The 23277-nt window shown below is 53.9% G+C and carries 19 protein-coding genes; 3 read left to right on the plus strand and 16 right to left on the minus strand.

Annotated elements, in window-relative coordinates:
* Positions 1-5: 5 nt before the first annotated feature.
* The 16 genes from dnaE to rpsB all read right to left on the minus strand — a co-directional run bounded on the left by dnaE (position 6) and on the right by rpsB (position 18480).
* The gene (gene dnaE, locus SK62_RS16855; RefSeq protein ID WP_047718796.1) at positions 6-3488 is read right to left on the minus strand and encodes a DNA polymerase III subunit alpha; all 3483 of its coding nucleotides are present in this window, start codon (positions 3486-3488) and stop codon (positions 6-8) included.
* 38 nt (positions 3489-3526) lie between these two features.
* Positions 3527-4123, minus strand: a complete 597-nt coding sequence (gene rnhB / locus SK62_RS16860; RefSeq protein ID WP_023295950.1) for a ribonuclease HII — start codon at positions 4121-4123, stop codon at positions 3527-3529.
* A complete protein-coding gene (gene lpxB / locus SK62_RS16865; RefSeq protein ID WP_003856161.1) occupies positions 4120-5268 on the minus strand; it encodes a lipid-A-disaccharide synthase in 1149 nt (382 codons plus the stop codon). The genes rnhB and lpxB overlap by 4 nt, the downstream gene beginning before the upstream one ends.
* Complete coding sequence (gene lpxA, locus SK62_RS16870; protein WP_003856164.1) at positions 5268-6056, minus strand: acyl-ACP--UDP-N-acetylglucosamine O-acyltransferase; 789 nt, start codon at positions 6054-6056, stop codon at positions 5268-5270. Before lpxA ends, lpxB begins: the two co-directional genes overlap by 1 nt.
* A gap of 3 nt (positions 6057-6059) precedes the next feature.
* Entirely contained in the window at positions 6060-6515 is a 456-nt protein-coding gene (fabZ, locus tag SK62_RS16875) for a 3-hydroxyacyl-ACP dehydratase FabZ (protein ID WP_003856165.1), read from the minus strand.
* Between the two features lie 104 nt (positions 6516-6619).
* Complete coding sequence (lpxD, locus tag SK62_RS16880; RefSeq protein WP_015572726.1) at positions 6620-7645, minus strand: UDP-3-O-(3-hydroxymyristoyl)glucosamine N-acyltransferase; 1026 nt, start codon at positions 7643-7645, stop codon at positions 6620-6622.
* 3 nt (positions 7646-7648) lie between these two features.
* On the minus strand, positions 7649-8143 hold the full coding sequence (gene skp / locus SK62_RS16885; protein ID WP_006810039.1) for a molecular chaperone Skp: 495 nt from the start codon (positions 8141-8143) through the stop codon (positions 7649-7651).
* 123 nt (positions 8144-8266) lie between these two features.
* Positions 8267-10684 carry an outer membrane protein assembly factor BamA gene (bamA, locus tag SK62_RS16890; protein ID WP_003856172.1) on the minus strand — a complete coding sequence of 806 codons (2418 nt, stop codon included), beginning with the start codon at positions 10682-10684 and terminating at the stop codon, positions 8267-8269.
* A 31-nt stretch (positions 10685-10715) separates the two neighbouring features.
* Positions 10716-12068 (minus strand): sigma E protease regulator RseP, encoded by a 1353-nt coding sequence (gene rseP / locus SK62_RS16895; protein WP_003856174.1) that lies wholly within the window; start codon positions 12066-12068, stop codon positions 10716-10718.
* An 11-nt stretch (positions 12069-12079) separates the two neighbouring features.
* Entirely contained in the window at positions 12080-12937 is an 858-nt protein-coding gene (gene cdsA / locus SK62_RS16900) for a phosphatidate cytidylyltransferase (protein ID WP_003856175.1), read from the minus strand.
* Positions 12938-12949: 12 nt separating this feature from the next.
* A complete protein-coding gene (gene ispU, locus SK62_RS16905) occupies positions 12950-13708 on the minus strand; it encodes a (2E,6E)-farnesyl-diphosphate-specific ditrans,polycis-undecaprenyl-diphosphate synthase (RefSeq protein ID WP_003856176.1) in 759 nt (252 codons plus the stop codon).
* A gap of 185 nt (positions 13709-13893) precedes the next feature.
* Positions 13894-15093 carry a 1-deoxy-D-xylulose-5-phosphate reductoisomerase gene (gene ispC / locus SK62_RS16910; RefSeq protein WP_023315432.1) on the minus strand — a complete coding sequence of 400 codons (1200 nt, stop codon included), beginning with the start codon at positions 15091-15093 and terminating at the stop codon, positions 13894-13896.
* A 92-nt stretch (positions 15094-15185) separates the two neighbouring features.
* Positions 15186-15743 (minus strand): ribosome recycling factor, encoded by a 558-nt coding sequence (frr, locus tag SK62_RS16915; protein WP_017383739.1) that lies wholly within the window; start codon positions 15741-15743, stop codon positions 15186-15188.
* Positions 15744-15910: 167 nt separating this feature from the next.
* The gene (gene pyrH, locus SK62_RS16920) at positions 15911-16636 is read right to left on the minus strand and encodes a UMP kinase (RefSeq protein WP_002889306.1); all 726 of its coding nucleotides are present in this window, start codon (positions 16634-16636) and stop codon (positions 15911-15913) included.
* 149 nt (positions 16637-16785) lie between these two features.
* Positions 16786-17637, minus strand: a complete 852-nt coding sequence (gene tsf / locus SK62_RS16925; RefSeq protein ID WP_023303106.1) for a translation elongation factor Ts — start codon at positions 17635-17637, stop codon at positions 16786-16788.
* Positions 17638-17754: 117 nt separating this feature from the next.
* A complete protein-coding gene (gene rpsB, locus SK62_RS16930; protein WP_003856207.1) occupies positions 17755-18480 on the minus strand; it encodes a 30S ribosomal protein S2 in 726 nt (241 codons plus the stop codon).
* A gap of 321 nt (positions 18481-18801) precedes the next feature.
* On the opposite strand from rpsB, the gene map reads away from it, so the two are divergent.
* From map to dapD, 3 genes are all read left to right on the plus strand, one after another.
* A complete protein-coding gene (map, locus tag SK62_RS16935) occupies positions 18802-19596 on the plus strand; it encodes a type I methionyl aminopeptidase (protein ID WP_015572721.1) in 795 nt (264 codons plus the stop codon).
* Positions 19597-19658: 62 nt separating this feature from the next.
* On the plus strand, positions 19659-22334 hold the full coding sequence (gene glnD / locus SK62_RS16940; RefSeq protein ID WP_003856210.1) for a bifunctional uridylyltransferase/uridylyl-removing protein GlnD: 2676 nt from the start codon (positions 19659-19661) through the stop codon (positions 22332-22334).
* A gap of 32 nt (positions 22335-22366) precedes the next feature.
* A complete protein-coding gene (gene dapD, locus SK62_RS16945) occupies positions 22367-23191 on the plus strand; it encodes a 2,3,4,5-tetrahydropyridine-2,6-dicarboxylate N-succinyltransferase (RefSeq protein ID WP_003856214.1) in 825 nt (274 codons plus the stop codon).
* Positions 23192-23277: the final 86 nt, after the last annotated feature.

Genomic DNA, 23277 nt, shown 5'->3' on the forward strand with positions numbered 1-23277 from the left:
CTGTATTAGTCAAACTCCAGTTCCACCTGCTCCGAACCAATGAGGCCACGGAGATCGTTCAGTAAACGATCGCTCGGAGAGACACGCCACGTTGCACCAAAGCGCAACCGCGCACGTGCATCCGCCCTCTGATAGTAGAGATGTACTGGAATGGTCCCCGAGCGGTGGGGTTCCAGAGACTGACGGAGTCGGTTTAAAAGCTGGTCATCAATTTGCCTGTCCGTCAGCGAGATAGCAAGCCCGCGAGCATATTTTTCCCGGGCTTCGTCAATGTCCATCACTTCGCGGGCGGTCATTTTAAGCCCCCCGCTGAAGTCATCAAAGCTGACCTGTCCGCTGACGATAAGTATGCGGTCTTTTTCCAGCAATTGCTGGTATTTATCCAGCGCGTCGGTGAACAACATCACCTCCAGACGCCCGGAACGGTCATCCAGGGTACAGATGCCGATACGATTGCCGCGCTTGGTGACCATTACCCTTGCAGCAATCACGAGCCCCGCAGCCGTGGTGATTTTACCACGTTCTGTCGGATGCATGTCTTTAAGCCTGTGGCCGCCGACATAGCGCTCAATTTCTTTCAGATACTGGTTGATCGGGTGCCCCGTCAGGTACAGGCCTAACGTTTCCCGCTCCCCATCCAGCACCACCTGTTCTGGCCAGGGCTGGCAGTTGGAATAAGACTGCTCAATCTGCTCTGGCTCTTCCGCCAGCACGCCGAACATATCTGCCTGGCCAATGGCTTCCGCTTTCGCGTGCTGATCGGCTGCTTTCAGCGCATCGGCGAGCGAGTTCATCAGCGCGGCGCGGTGTGGCCCCAGCCGATCAAACGCGCCGGACATGATCAGTTTTTCCAGCACCCGGCGGTTCAGTTTTTTGGTATCGGTGCGGGCACACAGATCGAACAGCTCGCGGAAATAGCCGCCGTTGTTACGCGCTTCGATGATCGCCTCGATCGGCCCCTCTCCTACGCCCTTGATCGCGCCGATCCCATAGACGATTTCCCCGTCATCGTTAACGTGGAAATGGTACAAGCCAGAGTTAATATCCGGCGGCAGGATCTTCAGCCCCATGCGCCAGCACTCGTCCACCAGGCCAACCACCTTCTCGGTGTTGTCCATATCGGCGGTCATTACCGCCGCCATAAACTCAGCGGGATAGTGAGCCTTCAGCCACAGCGTTTGATACGAAACCAAAGCATAGGCGGCGGAGTGGGATTTGTTAAATCCGTACCCGGCGAATTTCTCCACCAGGTCGAAGATTTTCATCGCCAGTTCGCCATCGACGCCGTTTTTCTTCGCCCCATCCTCAAAGATGGAACGCTGCTTGGCCATCTCTTCCGGCTTTTTCTTACCCATCGCACGACGCAGCATGTCTGCGCCGCCAAGGGTATAACCAGAAAGCACCTGGGCGATCTGCATGACCTGTTCCTGATACAGGATGATGCCATAGGTTGGCTCCAGTACCGGTTTCAGGCTTTCATGCTGCCACTGCACGTCCGGGTAGGAAATCTCTTCGCGCCCGTGTTTACGGTCGATAAAGTTATCTACCATCCCCGACTGCAACGGCCCCGGACGGAACAGGGCCACCAGCGCGATCATATCTTCGAAGCAGTCTGGTTGCAGACGCTTAATCAAATCTTTCATGCCGCGGGATTCAAGCTGGAAGACGGCTGTCGTCTCCGAGCGTTGCAGCATGTCGAAACTTTTCTTGTCATCAAGCGGGATAGCCGCGATATCCAGCGGAGGCTCGCCGTTCTTCTCGCGACGGGCGTTGATCATCTCCAGCGCCCAGTTGATGATGGTCAGCGTACGCAGGCCGAGGAAGTCGAACTTCACCAGCCCGGCGTATTCTACGTCGTTCTTGTCGAACTGGGTGACCGGATGCTGGCCCGCTTCGTCGCAGTACAGCGGCGCAAAGTCGGTGATTTTGGTCGGGGCGATAACCACACCCCCCGCATGCTTACCGGCGTTACGCGTGACGCCTTCCAGCTTGCGCGCCATGTCGATCAGCGCTTTGACCTCTTCGTCGGCTTCGTAGATTTCCGGCAGCTGAGGTTCAGCTTCAAAGGCTTTCGCCAGAGTCATGCCCGGATCGGGCGGCACCAGCTTAGAGATACGATCGACAAAACCGTACGGGTGGCCCAGAACGCGGCCCACGTCGCGGATAACCGCTTTCGCGGCCATCGTACCGAAGGTGATGATCTGCGAAACCGCATCACGACCGTACATATCGGCCACGTGCTCAATCACCTGGTCGCGTTTTTCCATGCAGAAGTCGACGTCAAAGTCGGGCATGGAGACACGTTCCGGGTTGAGGAAACGTTCGAACAGCAGGTCAAATTCCAGCGGATCGAGATCGGTGATTTTCAGGGCATACGCCACCAGCGAGCCGGCACCAGAACCACGGCCCGGACCTACCGGCACGCCGTTATCTTTCGACCACTGGATGAACTCCATCACGATCAGGAAGTAGCCTGGGAACCCCATCTGGTTGATCACCTGGAGTTCAATATCCAGGCGCTCGTCATATTCAGGACGTTTCTCTTTACGGACCGCTTCATCCGGGAAGAGGAATTCCAGACGCTCTTCCAGACCCTCTTTCGATTTCATGACCAGGAAATCTTCGGTGGTCATGTCGCCCGTCGGGAACTGCGGCAGGAAGTATTCGCCGAGACGCACGGTGACGTTACAGCGCTTGGCAATCTCTACGCTGTTTTCCAGCGCTTCCGGGATGTCCGAGAAGAGCTCACACATCTCCTCTTCGCTGCGCATGTACTGCTGCGATGAGTAGTTGCGCGGACGTTTCGGATCGTCGAGGGTGAAGCCGTCGTGGATGGCGACGCGAATTTCATGCGCGTCAAAATCACCCGCCTCAAGGAAGCGCACATCGTTGGTGGCCACCACAGGCAGGCCACGCGCTTCCGCCAGGGCGACGGCCGCATGCAGGTAGCTCTCTTCATCCGCACGCCCGGTACGGATCAGCTCCAGGTAATAACGATCCGGGAAATACTCTTCGTAGAACGAGACGCACTGATCCACCAGCGCGTTGTTACCGCGCAGCAGACATTTGCCGACATCCCCCATACGGCCACCGGAGATCAGCAGCAGACCTTCGTTCAGCTCCGCCAGCCAGTCGCGGTCAATCCATGGACCCAGTGCGCCGTAACCGCGTTGGTAGGCTTTTGAGATCAGCAGAGTGAGGTTCTGATAACCCGTGTTATTCATAGCTAACACGGAAATCTGCGTCATCTCATCGCCGAGCAGCTCGCTCTGCACATGAAAATCCGCGCCGACGATGGGCTTTAATCCTGCGCCATGCGCCGTTCCGTAGAACTTCACCAGGCCACACAGGTTGGTAAAATCGGTGATCGCCAGCGCAGGCATGCCAAGCGAGGCCGCCTTTTTTACCAGCGGCCCGGTCTTTGCCAGCCCATCGATCATGGAGTAGTCGCTATGCACCCGCAGGTGTACGAAACGTGGTTCAGCCATCTTCAGATCCCGCGTTACTTAATTGCTTGCGTCTTGATTCAGGACACCAGTCCCAGCGAGCGTTTCACCGGGCCAAAGCTGCGCCGATGATGTTCAGTTGCGCCATGTTCAGCCAGCTTTTCCAGATGGAAAGCCGTTGGATATCCCTTGTGCTGGGCGAAACCATACGCGGGATAAGTGAGGTCCAGCGCGGCCATTTCGGCATCGCGCGTCACTTTGGCAATGATTGACGCCGCACTGATTTCTGCGACGCGGCTATCGCCTTTAACAACAGCCATGGAAGGCATCGGCAGCGCCGGGCAACGGTTACCGTCGATCAGCACATACTCAGGCACAATCTTCAGGCCAGCAACGGCACGCTGCATCGCCAGCATGGTGGCGTGCAGAATGTTCAGATCGTCGATCTCATCCGGCTCTGCGCGCCCGAGACTCCAGGCCAGCGCCTTTTCTTTAATTTCATCGAACAGCGCCAGGCGACGCTTTTCACTCAGTTTTTTCGAGTCGTTCAGGCCAACGATCGGGCGGGCTGGATCGAGGATCACCGCCGCGGTCACAACGGCACCCACTAACGGGCCACGACCGACTTCATCCACACCTGCAACGAGGTGGGTATGGGGATAAATAAATTCCATCATTGTGCTAACTCCAGCACCGCATCGGCCGCCTGCTCATCAGCATTACAGCGGATCAGTTGATGCAGTTCACGGAAGGTATCATGCATCTGGTGGCTGGTTTTACCGTTGGCCAGCAGCGGCAGTAATGCATCAGCCAGTGCCTGCGGCTGGCATTCATCCTGCAAGAGCTCTTTCACCAGTTCGCGACCCGCAAGCAGGTTTGGCAGGGATACGTAATCTGTTTTTACCAGACGTTTTGCCAGCCAGAAGGTAAACGGCTTCATGCGATAACCGACCACCATTGGGCATTTTGCCAGCATACACTCCAGCGCAGCCGTGCCGGAAGCCAGTAGTGCGGCGTCGCTCGCAAACATGGCTTGCCGCCCTTTCCCGTCCAGCAGGCGGACGTGAAGATCCGGGGCGACGTCAGCTTTGATACGCTCAAACTGCTCGCGGCGTTTGGCATTCACCAGCGGCACGACCACTTCAAGATCGGGGTAAGTCTTGCGAAGAATTTGCGCCGTTTTCAGGAAATCGGCACTGAGCATTTCAACTTCCGCACCCCGGCTCCCTGGCAGCAGCGCCAGACAGTGCACATCATGCGGGATGCCCAGTTCGTCACGCGCCGCGTTTTTATCCGGATCCAGCGGCATGGCATCCGCCATGGTATGACCGATAAAACGGCACGGGACATTAAATCTGTCGTAAAACGCTTTTTCGAAAGGCAGAAAAGCCAGCACCAGATTAGTGGATCGTCCGATTTTGAAAACGCGTTTCTGTCGCCACGCCCACACGGACGGACTGACGTAATGGATAGTTTTGATCCCCTGCTTTTTCAGGTTCCCTTCAAGGGTAATATTGAAATCAGGCGCATCAATGCCGACAAATACATCGGGCTTAAGGTCGGTAAAGCGGCGGGTAAGGTCGGCGCGAATATGCAGCAGGCGACGCAAGCGCCCCAACACCTCGACGATGCCCATCACAGCCAGCTCTTCCATTTCATACCAGGCTTCACAGCCTTCGGCCTGCATCAGCGGCCCAGCCACGCCCACAAAGCGGGCATTGGGTACACGGGCTTTAAGCGCGCGGATAAGACCTGCACCAAGAATATCGCCGGAGGTTTCTCCGGCGACCAGGGCGATGGTAAGCGGACGACTGTCGACCATTAACGAATCAGACCACGGGTTGAACGTTCAAAGAATTCCATGAACGTTTTCACTTCAGGGTGCTTATTCGCCAGCTCGGCAATTTCCGGCTTAGCCTCTTCCAGCGTTTTACCGCTACGGTACAGCAGTTTGTACGCGTTGCGGATGGCAGTAATCGCTTCGCGACTAAAACCACGACGCTTGAGACCTTCGATGTTCACGCCAAACGGCGTGGCATGGTTGCCCTGCGCAATCACAAACGGTGGGACGTCCTGCGCCACACCGGAGCATCCGCCGACCATCACGTGTGCACCAATGATGCAGAACTGATGGACTGCGGTCATGCCGCCAATAATGGCGAAATCATCAACCGATACGTGTCCCGCCAGCGTTGCGTTGTTGGCGAGAATACAGCGGCTACCCACGGTACAGTCGTGCGCAATATGCGCATTAACCATAAACAGGTTGTCGCTGCCCACCTTCGTCAATCCACCGCCTTGCGTTGTACCACGATGAATGGTGACGCTTTCGCGAATGCGGTTACGATCGCCGATTTCCACGCGGGTCGGTTCGCCAGCATACTTAAGATCCTGGTTAACTTCGCCGATGGAGGCGAACTGATAGATCTCATTGTTGCAGCCAATGGTGGTATGACCATTCACGACAACGTGAGATTTCAGTACTGTACCCTCACCAATTTCGACATGGGGTCCAACAATACAAAACGGGCCAATGTGGACGTTGGCACCAATGATGGCACCCGTTTCCACAATGGCGGTAGGATGAATAAAGGCGGATTTATCAATCACGTATCAGGCCTCCCGGCTACGCGCACACATCATTGTCGCTTCGCAAACAACTTTGCCGTCAACCATAGCTACGCCTTTGAAGCGAGTCAGGCCGCGACGCGTTTTTTCAAAAGTGACTTCCATGATCATTTGATCACCAGGCACGACCGGACGCTTGAAGCGCGCTTCATCGATACCCGCGAAGTAATAGAGTTCACCCGGTTCCAGTTTACCTACGCTTTTAAACGCCAGAATACCGGTAGCCTGTGCCATCGCTTCCAGGATCAATACACCCGGGAAGATAGGCTTACCAGGGAAGTGCCCCTGGAAGAACGGCTCGTTAACGGAGACATTTTTCACTGCGCGCAGAAAACGACCTTCTTCAAAATCCAGCACACGGTCTACCAGTAAAAACGGATAGCGGTGCGGCAGAAGTTCTAAAATCTCTTCAATATGCAGAGTATGAGTGTCAGTAGTCAAAATACTCTTCCTGTCAAATGTACTAAGTAGCAATAATAACACGGCCTGCCGGTTTATAAACAAAGCCGACAGGCCGGGAAATTTAGCGTTAAACGGATGAACGCTTAGTCTTGTTGATCGATTTTGCGCTCAATCGCTTTGAGTCGCTTGCTCATATCATCAATATTCATCACCAGTGCAGCTGTTTTACGCCAGACCTTGTTCGGTTGCAGCGGAATACCGGAGGAATAAACGCCAGGCTCAGTGATTGGACGCATCACCATACCCATCCCCGTCACCGTGACTTTGTCGCATATTTCCATATGGCCATTGATCACGCTGGCACCGCCAATCATGCAGTAACGGCCAATTTTCAGGCTGCCTGCCATGATAACACCACCCGCAACTGCGGTATTGTCGCCAATCACAACGTTATGTGCAATCTGGCACTGGTTGTCTATGATAACACCGTTACCAATAATGGTGTCGTCAAGCGCACCGCGGTCGATAGTTGTGCAAGCGCCGATCTCCACACGATCGCCGATAATCACGCGACCCAGCTGAGGGATCTTAACCCAGTTACCCCGATCGTTGGCGTAACCAAATCCGTCAGAACCAATCACCGTGCTGGACTGAACGAGACAATTCTCGCCAATCTCAACCTCATGGTAGACAGAGACATTGGCCCACAGACGAGACCCTGCGCCAATTTTCGTATTTTTTCCAACAAAGCAGCCAGGGCCAATCACCACGTTATCACCCAAAACAACGCCGGATTCGATAACGGCGTTTGCGCCGACTGATACGTTGTTACCCAGCTGAGCCGTCGGATCAATCGCAGCACTGGCTGCAATGTTCTGTGCCGGCTGCGGCGTGGTATCAAGAATTTGGGCCATGCGCGCATAGGTCAGGTAGGGATTTTTCACTACCAGTGCAGCGCTAGTGGCAAACGGAAGATCGTCCTGCGTCAGCACAACGGCAGACGCCTGGCACTGGGCCAGGTGCTCACGGTACTTAGGGCTTACCATGAAGGTAATAGTGCCTGCTTTAGCAGATTGCATGGACGCAACAGCGGTGATGACGATATCGCCATCACCGTGTAATTCTGCATCCAACTGCTGAGCTAAATCAGCCAGTCGAATTGAAGGCATTACTTATTTAACCTGTTTCAGAACATCAGCGGTGATGTCTTTAACATCGCTGCTGTTGAATGCAACGGCGTTCGCATCAACAACCAGATCGATGCTCTGATCGGCTGCTACTGCTTTAACGGCAGACTGAATACGCGTCACCAGTTTGCCACGCTCTTCGTTAGAACGACGCTGACGATCCTGCTCGAAAGCCTGTGCTTTCTGAGAGAAGGTCTGGCGCTGAGACATGACGTCTTTTTCCAGTTTGCTGCGCTCGCTCGCTTTCATGGTAGAACCATCACGCTGAAGACGCTGCATCTTGGACTGAAGATCACCTTCCATACGTTGCAGTTCGCTCGCACGGCCTTTGAATTCGTTTTCCAGCGTTGCAGAAACACCGGTTTTCTGTGCAACCTGCTGGAACAAATTACCCATGTTGACGATTGCAATTTTATCCGCTGCCTGAGCAGAAGTTGCCATCGCTAAACCGAGACCTGCAGCTAATAACCACTTTTTCACAATTAACTCCTTACCATCCCATTGGCACCCGAGGGGTACCGTTCTTTGCGTGGCAAGGCGACCGTGTTACCGATCGCCGGTTGTCAGCGCTACACTGCCAACGCATTCCATTGCAGCGGATTATTACCAGGTTTTACCAATGTTAAACTGGAACTGCTCCGCTTTGTCTCCATCGTATTTCTTAAACGGCTGGGCGTAAGAGAAGACCAACGGCCCCAGCGGTGACATCCATTGTAATGCGATACCTGCGGACATGCGAATGTTGCTCGGATCGCTGTAGTCCGGAACCCCCGCCGCACGCATCTGGGCGGTGTTCTCCCAGTTGGTGTCCCACACCGTACCTGCATCCATAAAGAAGGAGGTACGCACGGAGTTCGCATACTTATCACTGATAAACGGCGTAGGCGTGATGAACTCGAGGCTCGCCACGGCCATAGCGTTACCACCTACTGCGTCATCAGAGCTACATACTTGCTTAGGATCACGGCTTGCGCAGTTATCTTCGTCATTACCGCCGTAATAAACCGCTTTCGGACCAATGTTATTGGACTGGAAGCCACGCACGGTGCTTGAACCACCGGCGTAGAAGTTTTCATAGAACGGCAGTTCTTTGCTTCCAATACCGTCACCATAACCCCAACGGGTACGACCCAGAACAACCCACTTGTGATCTTCATCAATTGGGAAGTAGGACGCCGTATCCAGCGTGACCTTGTAGAACTCGTTATCCGAGCCCGGGATAGTCACTTTACCGTTCAGGTTGACGCGTGAACCTTCCGTCGGGAAGTAGCCACGGTCAAGACGGTTGTAGGTCCAACCGTAGTTGAAGGTGAAGTCATCCGCGGCGAAACCGTTGTCATCGCTGGACGTACTCGCCGACTGACCGATGGAGTCCAGGTAACGCCACATCGCCACCTGCGGTTGCATGTTGGACAGGTCGTTATGCACGTACCCTAAACCTGCGCGCAAGGTGTTGTATTCGTTAACCGGGAAGCCAAGCGTACCATCCAGACCGTAACTCTTGTTGGTATACGAGGAGAGGTCCGCGTCGTCCGCTTTAAAGTCGTTATAGAAGATACGACCGCCCAGGCTTACACCGTCAACGGTGAAGTATGGGTTGGTAACGGAAAACTCAGAGTAGGTCTGGTAGTCGTTTTTCGTCCCGTTGATACCGACAGAGTAGCCCGTACCCAGCCAGTTATCCTGCTGAACACCGACCTGGAAGCTCACGCCACTTTCAGTACCGTAACCAATACCGAAGTTGAAGCTACCGGTATTACGTTCTTTAACTTTATAAACAACATCAACCTGATCCGGACGACCTGGTACACGCTGAGTATCGGTATCGACCGTTTCGAAGTAGCCCAGACGGTTCAGACGCTCTTTACCCTGATCTACCAGATCGCTTCCCAGCCATGCCCCTTCCATCTGGCGCATTTCACGGCGCAGAACGGAGTCTTTAGAGGTATCGTTACCTTCGAAGCGGATCTTACGCACGTAGAAGCGGTTGCCCGCATCAACGTTAACGTGCAGCTTAACGGTTTTATCCGTGTCGTTAATTTCCGGCTGCGTTTGCACACGCGGATACGCATAACCATAACGGCCGAGCAGCTTCTTAATGCTGTCTTCCATTTTGGTGACTTTAGATCCGCTGTACAGATCGCCCGGCTGAATTTTGGTCAGAGATTCAATTTCAGCTGAATGTCCTGCCAGATTGCCGCTGACTTCAACACCCGAAAGCGTGTACTTATCGCCTTCTGTGATGTTAACGGTAATGTAGATACCTTTCTTGTCCGGAGTCAGACTCACCTGAGTTGAATCGATGTTGAAACGGGCGTAACCGCGATCCAGATAGTAGCTGCGCAGGGTTTCAAGGTCACCCGCCAGTTTCTGTTTCTGGTATTTACGATCGCCTACCACGTTCCACCACGGCACTTCGTCACGCAGCTGGAAGTTGGAGATCAGTTCGTCGGTGCTGAACGCGTGGTTACCCACGATGTTGATCTGCTGGATCTTCGCAGAAACACCTTCCTGGAAGACCAGTTTCAGGTCAACACGGTTACGTGGCAGCGGTGTAACAACCGCTTTAACGCTCGCGCTGTATTTACCGACGCTGTAGTAGAAATCTTCCAGACCTTTTTCAATGTCTGCAAGGGTTGTGCGGTCCAGAGATTCCCCCACACGAACACCCGATGCCTCAAGGTTCTGCTTGAGCATGTCGTCTTTCACCGATTTGTTACCGGAGAAAGTGATGCTGGCAATCGTTGGACGTTCTTTTACCTGAACCACCAGCGTATCACCATCGCGCAGGACGCGGACATCCTCAAAGTTGCCAGTGGCAAACAGAGCACGGATGGTGTTACTGATATCTTCATCATTAACCGTATCGCCGGGGCGCACAGGCATACTGAGGAGGGCCGCACCAACGGCGACACGCTGAAGGCCTTCGAAATGAATATCTTTCACTACGAACCCGTCAGCACCGTATACGGTCGCGCTGCTAAACAGCAGCGACGCTATGAGCAACTTTTTCATCGCCATCGTTATTATGCGTTCTTCCTAACTAACTCTCTTACAACCGAGAGAAATCATTGAAAAGTGCAAGCCCCATTAACAGCACCAGCAAAATCGAGCCAATGCGATAACTAAAGTCTTGAACTCGCTCGGATACCGGTCCGCCTTTTAGCTTTTCAATCGCTAAAAACAGCAGATGGCCCCCATCTAATACGGGAAGCGGGAACAGGTTGATTATCCCCAGGTTCACGCTAATCAGCGCAAGGAACATGAGATAGTAAATCACCCCGAACTCCGCTGACATCCCAGCCCCCTGAGCAATCGAAATTGGCCCACTGAGGTTGTTCAGTTTCACATCACCGGTTATCAATTTCCCCAACATGTTGACCGTAAGCTTCATCAGCTGCCATGTTTTATCCGTGGCCTCAACGATGGCGCTAAACGGCCCATACTGGCGTATTGTCTTGTACTCATCTGGCAGTGGGATCACTTTCGGCACAACGCCTGCAAACCCTTCCGCCTTACCGCCGCCCGATTTGGTATCCGGGGTGAGAGTCAGTGAGAGCGAACTCCCCTGCCTTTCCACTTCCAGCGCGAGCGGCTTGCCTGGATTATCGCGCACCAGAGTAACAAAGGTCATCCATTGTGTTAATGGCTGACCATCGACTTTAACGATCCTGTCACCCGCTTGTAAACCTGCTTTACTCGCTGCCGATTTGGCCTGTACTTCGGCTAATACCGGCTCGATCTGCGCGCCGCGCGGTCGAATCCCGAGTGCGGCGACAGGGTCCTCTTTGTCTGGCTCAAAGCGCCAGTGGCGTAAATCCAGCACTTTTTCCTGCCGCTGGTCGGAACCAAATGGCGATACGCTGACGGTTGTCTGCTCATCACCAATTTTGGCAACCAGTTGTAACCTCACGGCATCCCAATCAGGGGTTTCGATACCATCAATCGCTTTAAGTTCCATTCCCGGTGTAATTTGCGCCGTTGCCGCAATAGAACCCGTAGTGATTTCGCCCACAACCGGGCGCACGCCAGGCACGCCGATGATAAACACCAGCCAGTAGGCGAAGATAGCGAAGATGAAATTGGCTACCGGGCCGGCAGCGATGATGGCAGCACGTTGTCCAACAGTTTTATTGTTAAACGCGCGATGGCGAAGTTCCGGGGCGACAGGCTCAACGCGTTCGTCGAGCATTTTGACATAGCCGCCCAGGGGAATCAGAGCAATGACAAACTCGGTGCCATGCTTATCGGTGCGCTTCCAGAGCGATTTGCCAAAGCCAATCGAGAATCGCTCCACCCGCACACCACAGCGCCGGGCAACCCAGAAATGGCCAAATTCATGCACGGTAATCAGTACACCCAGTGCAACAATGAACGCCGCCAGATTCCAGAGAATGCTCAGCATAAAACCTTCCGTTATATCGTCCCAAACACCAGTAAAAGCAGGCAAGCAAATACGGGAACAGCCGCGGTAAGGCTGTCAATGCGATCCAGTATTCCGCCATGTCCTGGAATCAGGTGACCACTGTCCTTAATCCCTGCTTCACGCTTAAACATACTCTCGGTTAAATCACCCAGCACCGATGCCAGCGCCGCGAAAATCGAACATACCAGCAGCGTCGAGGGGGCAACCTCAAGATTCGCCCAGACGCCATAGCCCCAGGAGATAATCGCTGCCGTAAACAGGCCGCCGATGAAGCCTTGCCAGGTTTTACCCGGAGAAACCTTTGGCGCCAGTTTATGTTTACCGAACAGTTTACCAAACATATAGGCCCCGGAGTCAGCCCCCCAGACGAGAATCATCACATAAAGCAGCCATATCGCGCCGCTGTAGTGGTTTTCGTCATAGTGCCAGGCGCGCAACGCAACCATCCCCCAGAAAAACGGAACAATCGTGAGCAGACCAAAAATAAGGCGCAACACTTTAGAGTTACGCCAGATCGCCGCAGAGCCCGGATAGAAAAGCACTAAAACAAGCGCAGCAATCCACCAGGCCAGCGATATCCATAAGGATCCGGCAACCAGCGGCTGGTGAACATCATGATGATATTCAGGCAAGGTATACAGCATCAGGGCCAGTAAAAAACCACAGAGTACCGCCAGCCATACCCGCTGAGTGCGCGAGGTAAAGCCGCTAAGCTGCCCCCATTCCCACGCGGCGAGCATACACACCACCAGCGTAACAATAGCGAATCCCACCGGAGGCAGTAAAAACAGCGCTGCGATGACGACGGGTATTAATACAAAAGCGGAAATCAGGCGATACTTCAGCAAAAGCTACCCCCATCAGGCGTTATCGCCACCAGGCTCGGTGCCGCCGAAACGACGCTCTCGATTGGCAAAGGCATGCAGCGCACCTTCAAAGTCTTGTTCATCAAAATCTGGCCAAAGAACATCCGTAAAGTAAAGTTCGGCGTAGGCAATTTGCCACAGCAAAAAGTTACTTATGCGATGTTCCCCCCCTGTCCTTATAACCAAATCCACGGGTGCCAGTTCATTCATGCAGATTTGCTGACTCAGCGCCTCTTCATCAATCTGGTCGGGTCTTAACAGCCCTTCCTGAACCTGCTCAGCCAAATGCCGAACCCCCTGGATAATATCCCAGCGTCCGCCGTAATTCGCCGCGATATTGAGCGTCAGGCCGGTATTATTTTCCGTCAGCGCTTCTGCTTTGCGAATCCGTTCCTGCAAACGTGAGTTAAAACGACTGGTTTCGCCAATAATACGCAAGCGGACGTTGTGGCGGTGCAGGCTTTTTACTTCACTATCGAGCGCCCACACGAACAGTTCCATCAACGCAGTCACTTCCTGCGCAGGTCGATTCCAGTTCTCACTGCTAAAAGCATAGAGCGTTAACGCATCAATGCCGTTATTGGCGGCAAAAGAGACGGCGCGGCGAACAGATTTCGCCCCAGCTTTATGCCCAAAGGCTCGTATCTTCCCTTGTCTTTTCGCCCAGCGGCCATTGCCATCCATGATGATTGCAACATGGCGACAGCCATGTGCTGGCAAGTTTTCGCTTATTGGTTGATTCGCAGACAACATAACGCGTTTTTAGTCCCTGAAAGGATTTAACGGTACACAGGAATACTGAAGCCTATACATAAAAAAGCCGTGTCAAACCACGGCTTACCTGACCACTTAAAGCCAAATACCTGCGATCAGGTGGCGCAGACTATATCACTGAAGCCCAACGCTAACAAATAGCACGACGACTAGTGCTTGCTTTATCACCAGCTTGCGAGACGTGTCACCTGTTTACGCGCAACAATGCGTGCCTGTTCATCCACGGCCAGCACCTCTTCGACGCTCTGCGGCTCACGCAAATCCATCATCTCCAGCACGGATAAATTCAACGCGGCGATGTCAGTAAAGCGGATCTGCTGATTCAGGAATGCTTCAACGGTCACTTCATTGGCTGCATTAAGCGCCGTTGTCGCCGCCTGCCCCTGATCGAAGGCCGTCATCGCCAGTTTCAGACAGGGATAACGGTCATAATCAGGCTCGCTAAACGTCAGTGAACTCAGCTTACAAAAATCGAGAGGCTTAACGCCCGATTTTACGCGGTTTGGCCACGCCATCGTATGAGCAATAGGCGTACGCATATCCGGTTCGCCCAGCTGGGCCAGCACGCTGCCGTCCTGATAGCGCACCATCGAGTGAATCACCGACTGCGGGTGGATCAGCACTTCCATCTGTTTCGCCGACGCATTGAACAGCCAGCGAGCTTCAATGTATTCCAGACCTTTGTTCATCATGGTGGCCGAATCGACGGAGATCTTACGCCCCATTGACCAGTTCGGATGACGACACGCCTGATCCGGCGTCATTGCGCTCAATTCAGACAGTGGCGTTTCACGGAACGGGCCACCAGACCCGGTAAGCAGAATCGACACAACGCCATTCTGCTCCAGGTCAGCGTACCCCAGGTTTTGTTGAAAAGGTTGAGGCAAACTCTGAAAAATCGCGTTGTGTTCGCTATCGACCGGCAAAAGACGTGCCCCACGCTGTTTTACCGCCTCCATAAAGAGGCGTCCGCAGGTGACCAGCGACTCTTTGTTCGCAAGCAGGACATCTTTACCCGCATCAATAGCGGCAAGCGTCGGCAGAAGACCCGCCGCCCCGACGATTGCCGCCATGACCTGATCAACTTCATCAAGCGCGGCCATATCGCACGCCGCCTGTTGCCCGCTGAGTACCTCGGTACGGCAGCCCTTCTCCTGCAACAGCGCTTTCACCTGGCGGGCGCTCTCTTCGTCATCCATCACCGCAAATCGGGGGGTAAACTCCAGGCACTGTTCGACCATTCGCTGCACGTTTTTTCCGGCCACAAGCGCGGCCACGGTGTAGCTGTCAGGATTATGACGTACAACGTCGAGAGTGCTGCAACCGATAGAGCCAGTCGAGCCGAGGAGAGTGAGATGCTTCATGAGATGCCCAAAAGTTAGACCAGATAAAAGCAAAACGCCGCCAGCAAGACTCAATGTCCTTCTGAACGGCGTTTATCAGTGTACAGCGAAAATCAGAACTGCATCAGTTCCGCTTCTTTTTCTGCCAGCGCCGCATCAATTTTCTTGATGGCCGCGTCGGTCATTTTCTGAATGTCGTCCTGAGAACGACGATCGTCGTCTTCGCTGATCTCTTTTTCTTTCAGCAGGGCTTTCACTTTATCGTTCGCATCGCGACGCACGTTACGTACGGAAACACGACCCTGCTCAGCTTCACCACGAACTACTTTGATCAGGTCTTTACGACGCTCTTCCGTCAGCGGAGGCAGTGGAACGCGAATATCCGCGCCGGCTGAGCTTGGGTTCAGACCCAGGTCGGATGCCATGATCGCTTTTTCAACGGCCGGGCTCATTGAGCGGTCGAACACGTTGATTTTCAGGGTACGGGTATCTTCTACCGTCACGCTCGCCAGCTGACGCAGAGGCGTTGGCGTACCGTAATATTCTACGATGATGCCATCCAGCAGGCTTGGGGAAGCACGGCCAGTACGGATTTTGCTGATTTGGTTTTTGAACGCTTCTACGCATTTTTCCATGCGTACTTCAGCATCTTTTCTGATGTCGTTAATCACGTTACGGATCCTTGAAAACTTGTCTCAGGCAGACTATCCGCCAGCACAGCGCTACAGGTGTGCTAAGTATAGTCGCGTTTAATTCATGACAACGCCAAAGGCGCGCCCGGGTAAGATACCACGTCGAAATAAAGCGGAATCTTACCTGTATTTATCGCCGACGGAAATTATTCCGTGATCAAAGTGCCTTCTTTTTCGCCCATAACAACGCGACGCAGCGCGCCAGGCTTGTTCATGTTGAAGACACGGATCGGTAGTTTGTGGTCACGAGCCAGCGTAAAGGCGGCAAGATCCATCACTTTCAGCTCTTTTTCCAGCACTTCGCTGTAGGTCAGCTGATCGTACATGGTCGCTGAAGGATCTTTTGCCGGGTCGGCAGTAAACACGCCATCTACTTTGGTCGCTTTCAGCACCACATCGGCTTCGATTTCGATACCGCGCAGACAGGCTGCGGAATCGGTGGTAAAGAACGGGTTACCCGTACCGGCGGAGAGGATCACCACGCGGTTGTTGCGCAGCAGGCTGATGGCCTCTGCCCAGCTGTAGTTATCGCATACGCCATTCAAAGGAATAGCGGACATCAGGCGAGCGTTCACATAGGCGCGATGAAGCGCATCACGCATCGCCAGGCCATTCATCACGGTTGCCAGCATACCCATGTGGTCGCCCACTACGCGGTTCATCCCCGCTTTCGCCAGACCAGCACCACGGAAAAGGTTGCCACCGCCAATGACCACGCCAACCTGAATACCCAGTTCGACCAGTTCTTTGATTTCCTGTGCCATGCGATCAAGGATGCTTGCGTCAATACCGAAGCCTTCCGATCCTTGCAGCGCTTCGCCACTCAGCTTAAGCAGAATGCGTTTGTACACGGGTTTTGCATTGGTAGCCATGTTTCTTTCCTGAGACTGTCAACGATTAAGATGGGGTTAATTCTGGCGACATGATATGTCGCAAATCAGCACAGCGATACTGGAGCCTGTCTGATTTCGTGAGACGGGTGACAAAAAGAAGCCGCCCTCAGGCGGCTCCTTTTCAATCATTAAGACTGCTTGGACATTGCAGCAACTTCTGCTGCGAAGTCAGTCTCAACTTTCTCGATGCCTTCGCCCACTTCGAAGCGGATGAAGCCAGTTACATCAGCGTTGTGCTCTTTCAGCAGCTGAGCAACAGACTTGCTTGGATCCATTACGAAAGGCTGGCCAGTCAGAGAAACTTCGCCGGTGAATTTCTTCATGCGGCCTTCAACCATTTTCTCTGCGATTTCTTTTGGCTTACCAGACTGCATCGCGATGTCCAGCTGAACCTGGTACTCTTTCTCTACCACTTCAGCAGACACGTCTTCTGGCTTAACGAATTCTGGTTTGCTTGCAGCGATGTGCATTGCCAGCTGTTTAACCAGCTCTTCGTCAGCGCCTTTAGCCGCAACCAGAACACCGATACGCGCGCCGTGCTGGTAAGAGCCCAGAACATCGCCTTCCAGGGAAGAAACGCGACGGATGTTGATGTTCTCACCGATTTTAGCAACCAGCGCTACACGCTCTTCTTCGAACTGTGCTTTCAGAATTTCAACGTCAGTGATTTTGCCTGCAACCGCTGCGTCCAGAACTTTGTTAGCAAATGCCTGGAAACCAGCATCTTTAGCAACGAAGTCAGTCTGGCAGTTAACTTCCAGAATGATGCCGTAGTTGCCGTCGATTTTGGTGATGATCACGCCGTCAGCAGCAACGTTGCCTGCTTTCTTAGCTGCTTTGATCGCACCGGATTTACGCATGTTTTCGATTGCCAGCTCGATGTCGCCGTTCGCTTCGGTCAGCGCTTTTTTGCAATCCATCATGCCTGCGCCAGTACGCTCACGCAGCTCTTTTACCAGGGATGCGGTAATTTCAGCCATTCTTAAATCCTCGGGAGATGTGAACTGCCCGGCCGGGAGCCAAACAGTATAAATTGAAAAAAGGGGCCGATAATGGGCCCCTATTCATACACGGTACTAATAAGGGGTAAAACCTTATTATTCAGCTTCTACGAAGCTTTCTTCCGCCTGAGAAGCCAGATCCTGGGAACGGCCTTCACGAACGGTAGCAGCTACAGCGCTCAGGTACAGGCTAACAGCACGGATTGCGTCGTCGTTACCCGGGATAACGAAGTCAACACCGTCCGGATCGGAGTTGGTATCAACGATAGCGAATACCGGGATACCCAGGTTGTTAGCTTCTTTGATTGCGATGTGCTCGTGGTCTGCATCGATTACGAACAGCGCGTCTGGCAGGCCGCCCATATCTTTGATACCGCCCAGGCTGTTTTCCAGCTTGTCCAGTTCACGAGTACGCATCAGCGCTTCTTTCTTAGTCAGCTTATCGAAAGTACCGTCCTGAGACTGGGTTTCCAGATCTTTCAGGCGCTTGATGGACTGACGAACAGTTTTCCAGTTGGTCAGCATGCCGCCCAACCAGCGATGGTTCACGAAGAACTGGTCGCAGCTGTTAGCAGCATCTTTCACAGCTTCGCTTGCAGCGCGCTTAGTACCAACGAACAGAATCTTACCTTTACGGGAAGAGATCTTGTTCAGCTCAGCCAGGGCTTCGTTGAACATTGGTACAGTCTTCTCAAGGTTAATGATGTGAACTTTGTTACGTGCGCCGAAGATGAAAGGCTTCATTTTCGGGTTCCAGTAACGGGTCTGGTGACCGAAGTGAACACCAGCCTTGAGCATGTCGCGCATGGAAACAGTTGCCATGTTTAAAACCTCTATATTGAAAGTTGGGGTTATGCCTCCACGTATCCCATATTACCGACCCCGAAGGGCACCCCGGAATATGTGCCGATACGTGTGTGTTGTTACACAAAGTGAGATTTGTCGCTCCCGTCCAGCCTGTGTATCTGAGATGGATCGGAAGTCCGGCGCGCTTTATATCACAAAACACGGCCAGAAACCAATAATTGTTGGCGGAGTGTGCTGTTAATGATTCTCAATTTGGCACGGGGTGCGCCTGACTGATACCATTGACAACACTTACACTAGTATTGTCGAAAAAATCGACACCGATGGACAGATTACATGGCTATCTCTATTAAGACACCTGAAGAAATTGAAAAGATGCGCGTCGCCGGTCGTCTGGCCGCGGACGTGCTGGAAATGATCGAGCCGTTTGTGAAACCGGGCGTCAGCACTGGCGAACTGGATCGCATCTGTAACGACTATATCGTCAACGAGCAGCACGCGGTCTCCGCCTGCCTTGGCTATCACGGTTTCCCGAAATCCGTCTGCATCTCTATTAATGAAGTGGTTTGCCACGGCATTCCGGATGACGAGAAGCTGCTGAAAGATGGCGACATCGTCAACATCGACGTGACCGTGATTAAAGACGAGTACCACGGCGACACTTCTAAGATGTTCATCGTTGGCAAGCCAACGATTCTGGGCGAGCGTCTGTGCAAAGTGACGCAAGAGAGCCTCTACCTGGCGCTGAAAATGGTGAAGCCGGGCATCCGCCTGCGCACCATCGGCGCCGCAATCCAGAAATTTGTGGAAGCGGAAGGTTTCTCCGTGGTGCGCGAATATTGCGGTCACGGTATTGGTCGTGTGTTCCATGAAGAACCGCAGGTTCTGCACTACGATGCAGACGACGGCGGCGTAGTGCTGCAAAAGGGCATGACCTTCACTATCGAACCAATGGTCAACGCGGGTGATTACCGCATCCGTACCATGAAAGATGGCTGGACGGTAAAAACCAAAGACAGAAGCTTGTCTGCCCAGTACGAGCATACTATTGTGGTTACAGACAACGGCTGCGAAATTATGACGTTGCGCAAGGATGACACCATCCCGGCGATACTGACGAACATTGAGTGATAAGAAGCCGGCGAATGCCGGCTTTTTTAATGGCGATAGCTTTTTCTTATGGGTGGCGCACGATGAGTAATCTCTTACCCGAACAGTATGCTAACACAGCACTTCCCACCCTCCCCGACCAGCCTGATAACCCGGGCGTCTGGCCACCGCATGAGCTGACCTGCGCGCATATCAAAGCCCACATGGAAGTTTTCCATCGCTGGCTGGGTAGCGCATTTGACGCAGGCGTTTCGGCCGAGCAGCTCATTGAAGCGCGCACCGAATTTATCGACCAGCTCCTGCAACGTCTGTGGATCGACTACGGTTTCGGCCAGGTGAGCGACGTCGCGCTGGTTGCGGTCGGCGGCTATGGCCGGGGTGAACTGCATCCGCTCTCTGATATCGACCTGCTGATCTTAAGCCGTAAAAAACTGCCGGACGATCGGGCGCAGAAAATCGGTGAACTGTTGACCCTGCTTTGGGACGTAAAGCTGGAAGTGGGCCACAGCGTACGCACGCTGGAAGAGTGTCTGCTGGAAGGGTTATCTGACCTGACCGTCGCCACCAACCTGATTGAAACCCGCCTGCTGATTGGCGACGTTGCGCTGTTCCTCGAACTGCAAAAGCACATCTTTAGCGACGGCTTCTGGCCTTCGGAAAAATTCTTCGCCGCGAAAGTCGAAGAACAAAACCAGCGCCACCAGCGTTATCACGGTACCAGCTATAATCTCGAACCGGATATTAAAAGCAGCCCCGGTGGCCTGCGCGATATCCACACGCTGCAATGGGTCGCCCGTCGACATTTTGGAGCAACATCACTGGACGAAATGGTCGGGTTTGGTTTTCTGACCGAAGCCGAACGTAACGAACTCAATGAGTGTCTGCATCTGCTGTGGCGCATCCGTTTTGCCCTGCACCTGGAAGTCACCCGCTACGATAACCGCCTGCTGTTTGACCGACAGCTCAGCGTGGCGCAGCGCCTGAATTACCAGGGCGAGGGCAACGAGCCGGTCGAGCAAATGATGAAGGATTTCTTCCGCGTCACCCGCCGCGTCTCTGAGCTAAACCAGATGCTGTTACAGCTGTTCGATGAGGCGATCCTCGCGCTGACGGCAGACGAAAAACCGCGTCCGATTGATGACGAATTTCAGCTGCGCGGCACGCTTATCGATCTGCGCGACGAAACGTTGTTCATTCGCGAACCGGAAGCGATCCTGCGAATGTTCTACACCATGGTGCGCAACAGCACGATCACCGGGATCTACTCCACCACCCTGCGTCATCTGCGCCATGCACGACGCCATCTGAAGCAGCCGCTGTGTTACATCCCGGAGGCGCGCTCGCTGTTCCTGAGCATGCTTCGTCATCCGGGCGCCGTCAGCCGCGGTCTGCTGCCGATGCACCGTCACAGCGTGCTGTGGGCCTATATGCCCCAGTGGTCGCATATTGTCGGGCAGATGCAGTTCGACCTGTTTCACGCCTATACGGTGGATGAGCACACGATCCGCGTCATGCTGAAGCTGGAAAGCTTCGCTAAAGAAGAGACGCGATCCCGCCATCCGCTGTGCGTTGATCTGTGGCCACGTCTGGCGCACCCGGAGCTGATCCTGATCGCCGCCCTGTTCCATGATATCGCCAAAGGTCGCGGCGGCGACCACTCCGTGCTCGGTGCCCAGGACGTGCTGAAATTTGCCGAGCTGCACGGCCTGAACTCGCGTGAAACGCAGCTTATCGCCTGGCTGGTTCGCCATCATCTGCTGATGTCAGTTACCGCTCAGCGTCGTGATATTCAGGATCCGGAAGTGATCAAGCAGTTCGCCGAGGAAGTGCAAACGGAGAACCGCCTGCGCTACCTGGTCTGCCTGACGGTAGCCGATATCTGCGCCACCAACGAAACCCTGTGGAACAGCTGGAAGCAGAGCCTGCTGCGCGAACTCTACTTCGCCACCGAAAAACAGCTGCGTCGCGGGATGCAGAACACCCCCGACATGCGTGAGCGTGTGCGCCACCATCAGTTGCAGGCGCTGGCTCTGCTGCGCATGGATAACATCAACGAAGAGGCGCTGCATCAGATTTGGGCGCGCTGTCGCGCCAACTACTTTGTGCGCCACAGCCCAAACCAGCTTGCCTGGCACGCCCGGCATCTGCTGAAGCACGACCTGACAAAACCGATGATTCTGCTCAGCCCGCAGGCCACGCGCGGCGGGACAGAAATTTTCATCTGGAGCCCGGACCGGCCTTATTTGTTTGCAGCGGTCTGTGCCGAGCTGGACAGGCGTAACCTGAGCGTTCACGACGCGCAGATTTTTACCACCCGCGACGGCATGGCGATGGACACCTTTATTGTGCTGGAGCCGGACGGCAGCCCGCTGTCGTCGGACAGGCATGAGGGGATACGCTTTGGCCTCGAGCAGGCGATTACGCAGCGCAGCTGGCAACCTCCGCAGCCGCGTCGTCAGGCGGCAAAACTGCGCCACTTTACCGTCGATACCGAGGTCAATTTCCTGCCGACCCATACCGACCGTAAATCGTTCCTTGAGCTGATTGCGCTCGACCAGCCAGGGCTGCTCGCCCGCGTCGGCCAGGTTTTTGCCGATCTGGGAATTTCGCTTCACGGCGCCCGAATTACAACCATTGGCGAACGAGTAGAAGATTTATTTATAATCGCGACGGCCGACCGGCGTGCCCTTAATAATGACCTGCAACTTGAAGTGCAACAACGGTTGACAGCAGCCCTCAATCCAAACGATAAAGGGTGACGTGTTTTTTAGTGAAATGGAAAGAGTAAACAATGCAGCAGTTACAGAACGTTATTGAGTCCGCTTTTGAGCGTCGCGCCGACATCACTCCGGCAAATGTGGATACCGTGACCCGTGAAGCGGTAAACCAGGTTATTTCCCTGCTGGATTCCGGCGCGCTGCGCGTGGCAGAAAAAATCGACGGTCAGTGGGTTACTCATCAATGGCTGAAGAAAGCTGTGCTGCTCTCTTTCCGTATCAACGATAACCAGGTTATCGACGGAGCAGAAAGCCGCTACTTCGATAAAGTGCCAATGAAATTTGCGGATTACGACGAAGCGCGCTTCCAGAAAGAGGGCTTCCGCGTAGTACCACCGGCGGCCGTTCGTCAGGGTGCCTTCATCGCACGCAACACCGTGCTGATGCCATCCTACGTGAACATCGGCGCCTACGTTGACGAAGGCACCATGGTGGACACCTGGGCTACCGTCGGCTCCTGCGCGCAGATCGGTAAAAACGTTCACCTGTCCGGCGGTGTGGGCATCGGTGGCGTTCTGGAGCCACTTCAGGCTAACCCAACCATCATCGAAGACAACTGCTTCATCGGCGCACGTTCCGAAGTGGTTGAAGGCGTGATCGTCGAAGAAGGTTCTGTGATCTCCATGGGCGTTTATATTGGCCAGAGCACCCGTATTTACGATCGCGAAACCGGTGAAATTCACTACGGCCGCGTTCCAGCCGGTTCCGTTGTGGTTTCCGGCAACCTGCCGTCTAAAGATGGCAAATACAGCCTGTATTGCGCGGTCATCGTGAAAAAAGTGGACGCGAAAACGCGCGGTAAAGTGGGCATCAATGAACTGCTGCGCACCATCGATTAATCGGGTATAACAAAAAGCGGGGGCAACCCCGCTTTTTTTATATCCGAAGGTGGCGAAAATAGATTTTTTCGTTAATTATTCATAGG

Origin of the sequence: Enterobacter sp. BIDMC109 (assembly GCF_001037885.1) — a bacterium.
Taxonomy (GTDB): domain Bacteria; phylum Pseudomonadota; class Gammaproteobacteria; order Enterobacterales; family Enterobacteriaceae; genus Enterobacter; species Enterobacter hormaechei_C.

What these genes read in the sequence shown, in the direction of transcription:
- lpxB (WP_003856161.1), bottom strand. Translation starts at nt 5,268, where the DNA reads ATGGTCGACAGTCGTCCGCTTACCATCGCCCTGGTCGCCGGAGAAACC.
- map (WP_015572721.1), top strand. Translation starts at nt 18,802, where the DNA reads ATGGCTATCTCTATTAAGACACCTGAAGAAATTGAAAAGATGCGCGTC.
- dnaE (WP_047718796.1), bottom strand. Translation starts at nt 3,488, where the DNA reads ATGGCTGAACCACGTTTCGTACACCTGCGGGTGCATAGCGACTACTCC.
- tsf (WP_023303106.1), bottom strand. Translation starts at nt 17,637, where the DNA reads ATGGCTGAAATTACCGCATCCCTGGTAAAAGAGCTGCGTGAGCGTACT.
- lpxD (WP_015572726.1), bottom strand. Translation starts at nt 7,645, where the DNA reads ATGCCTTCAATTCGACTGGCTGATTTAGCTCAGCAGTTGGATGCAGAA.
- ispU (WP_003856176.1), bottom strand. Translation starts at nt 13,708, where the DNA reads ATGTTGTCTGCGAATCAACCAATAAGCGAAAACTTGCCAGCACATGGC.
- rnhB (WP_023295950.1), bottom strand. Translation starts at nt 4,123, where the DNA reads ATGATGGAATTTATTTATCCCCATACCCACCTCGTTGCAGGTGTGGAT.
- ispC (WP_023315432.1), bottom strand. Translation starts at nt 15,093, where the DNA reads ATGAAGCATCTCACTCTCCTCGGCTCGACTGGCTCTATCGGTTGCAGC.
- pyrH (WP_002889306.1), bottom strand. Translation starts at nt 16,636, where the DNA reads ATGGCTACCAATGCAAAACCCGTGTACAAACGCATTCTGCTTAAGCTG.
- bamA (WP_003856172.1), bottom strand. Translation starts at nt 10,684, where the DNA reads ATGGCGATGAAAAAGTTGCTCATAGCGTCGCTGCTGTTTAGCAGCGCG.
- dapD (WP_003856214.1), top strand. Translation starts at nt 22,367, where the DNA reads ATGCAGCAGTTACAGAACGTTATTGAGTCCGCTTTTGAGCGTCGCGCC.
- rpsB (WP_003856207.1), bottom strand. Translation starts at nt 18,480, where the DNA reads ATGGCAACTGTTTCCATGCGCGACATGCTCAAGGCTGGTGTTCACTTC.
- rseP (WP_003856174.1), bottom strand. Translation starts at nt 12,068, where the DNA reads ATGCTGAGCATTCTCTGGAATCTGGCGGCGTTCATTGTTGCACTGGGT.
- glnD (WP_003856210.1), top strand. Translation starts at nt 19,659, where the DNA reads ATGAGTAATCTCTTACCCGAACAGTATGCTAACACAGCACTTCCCACC.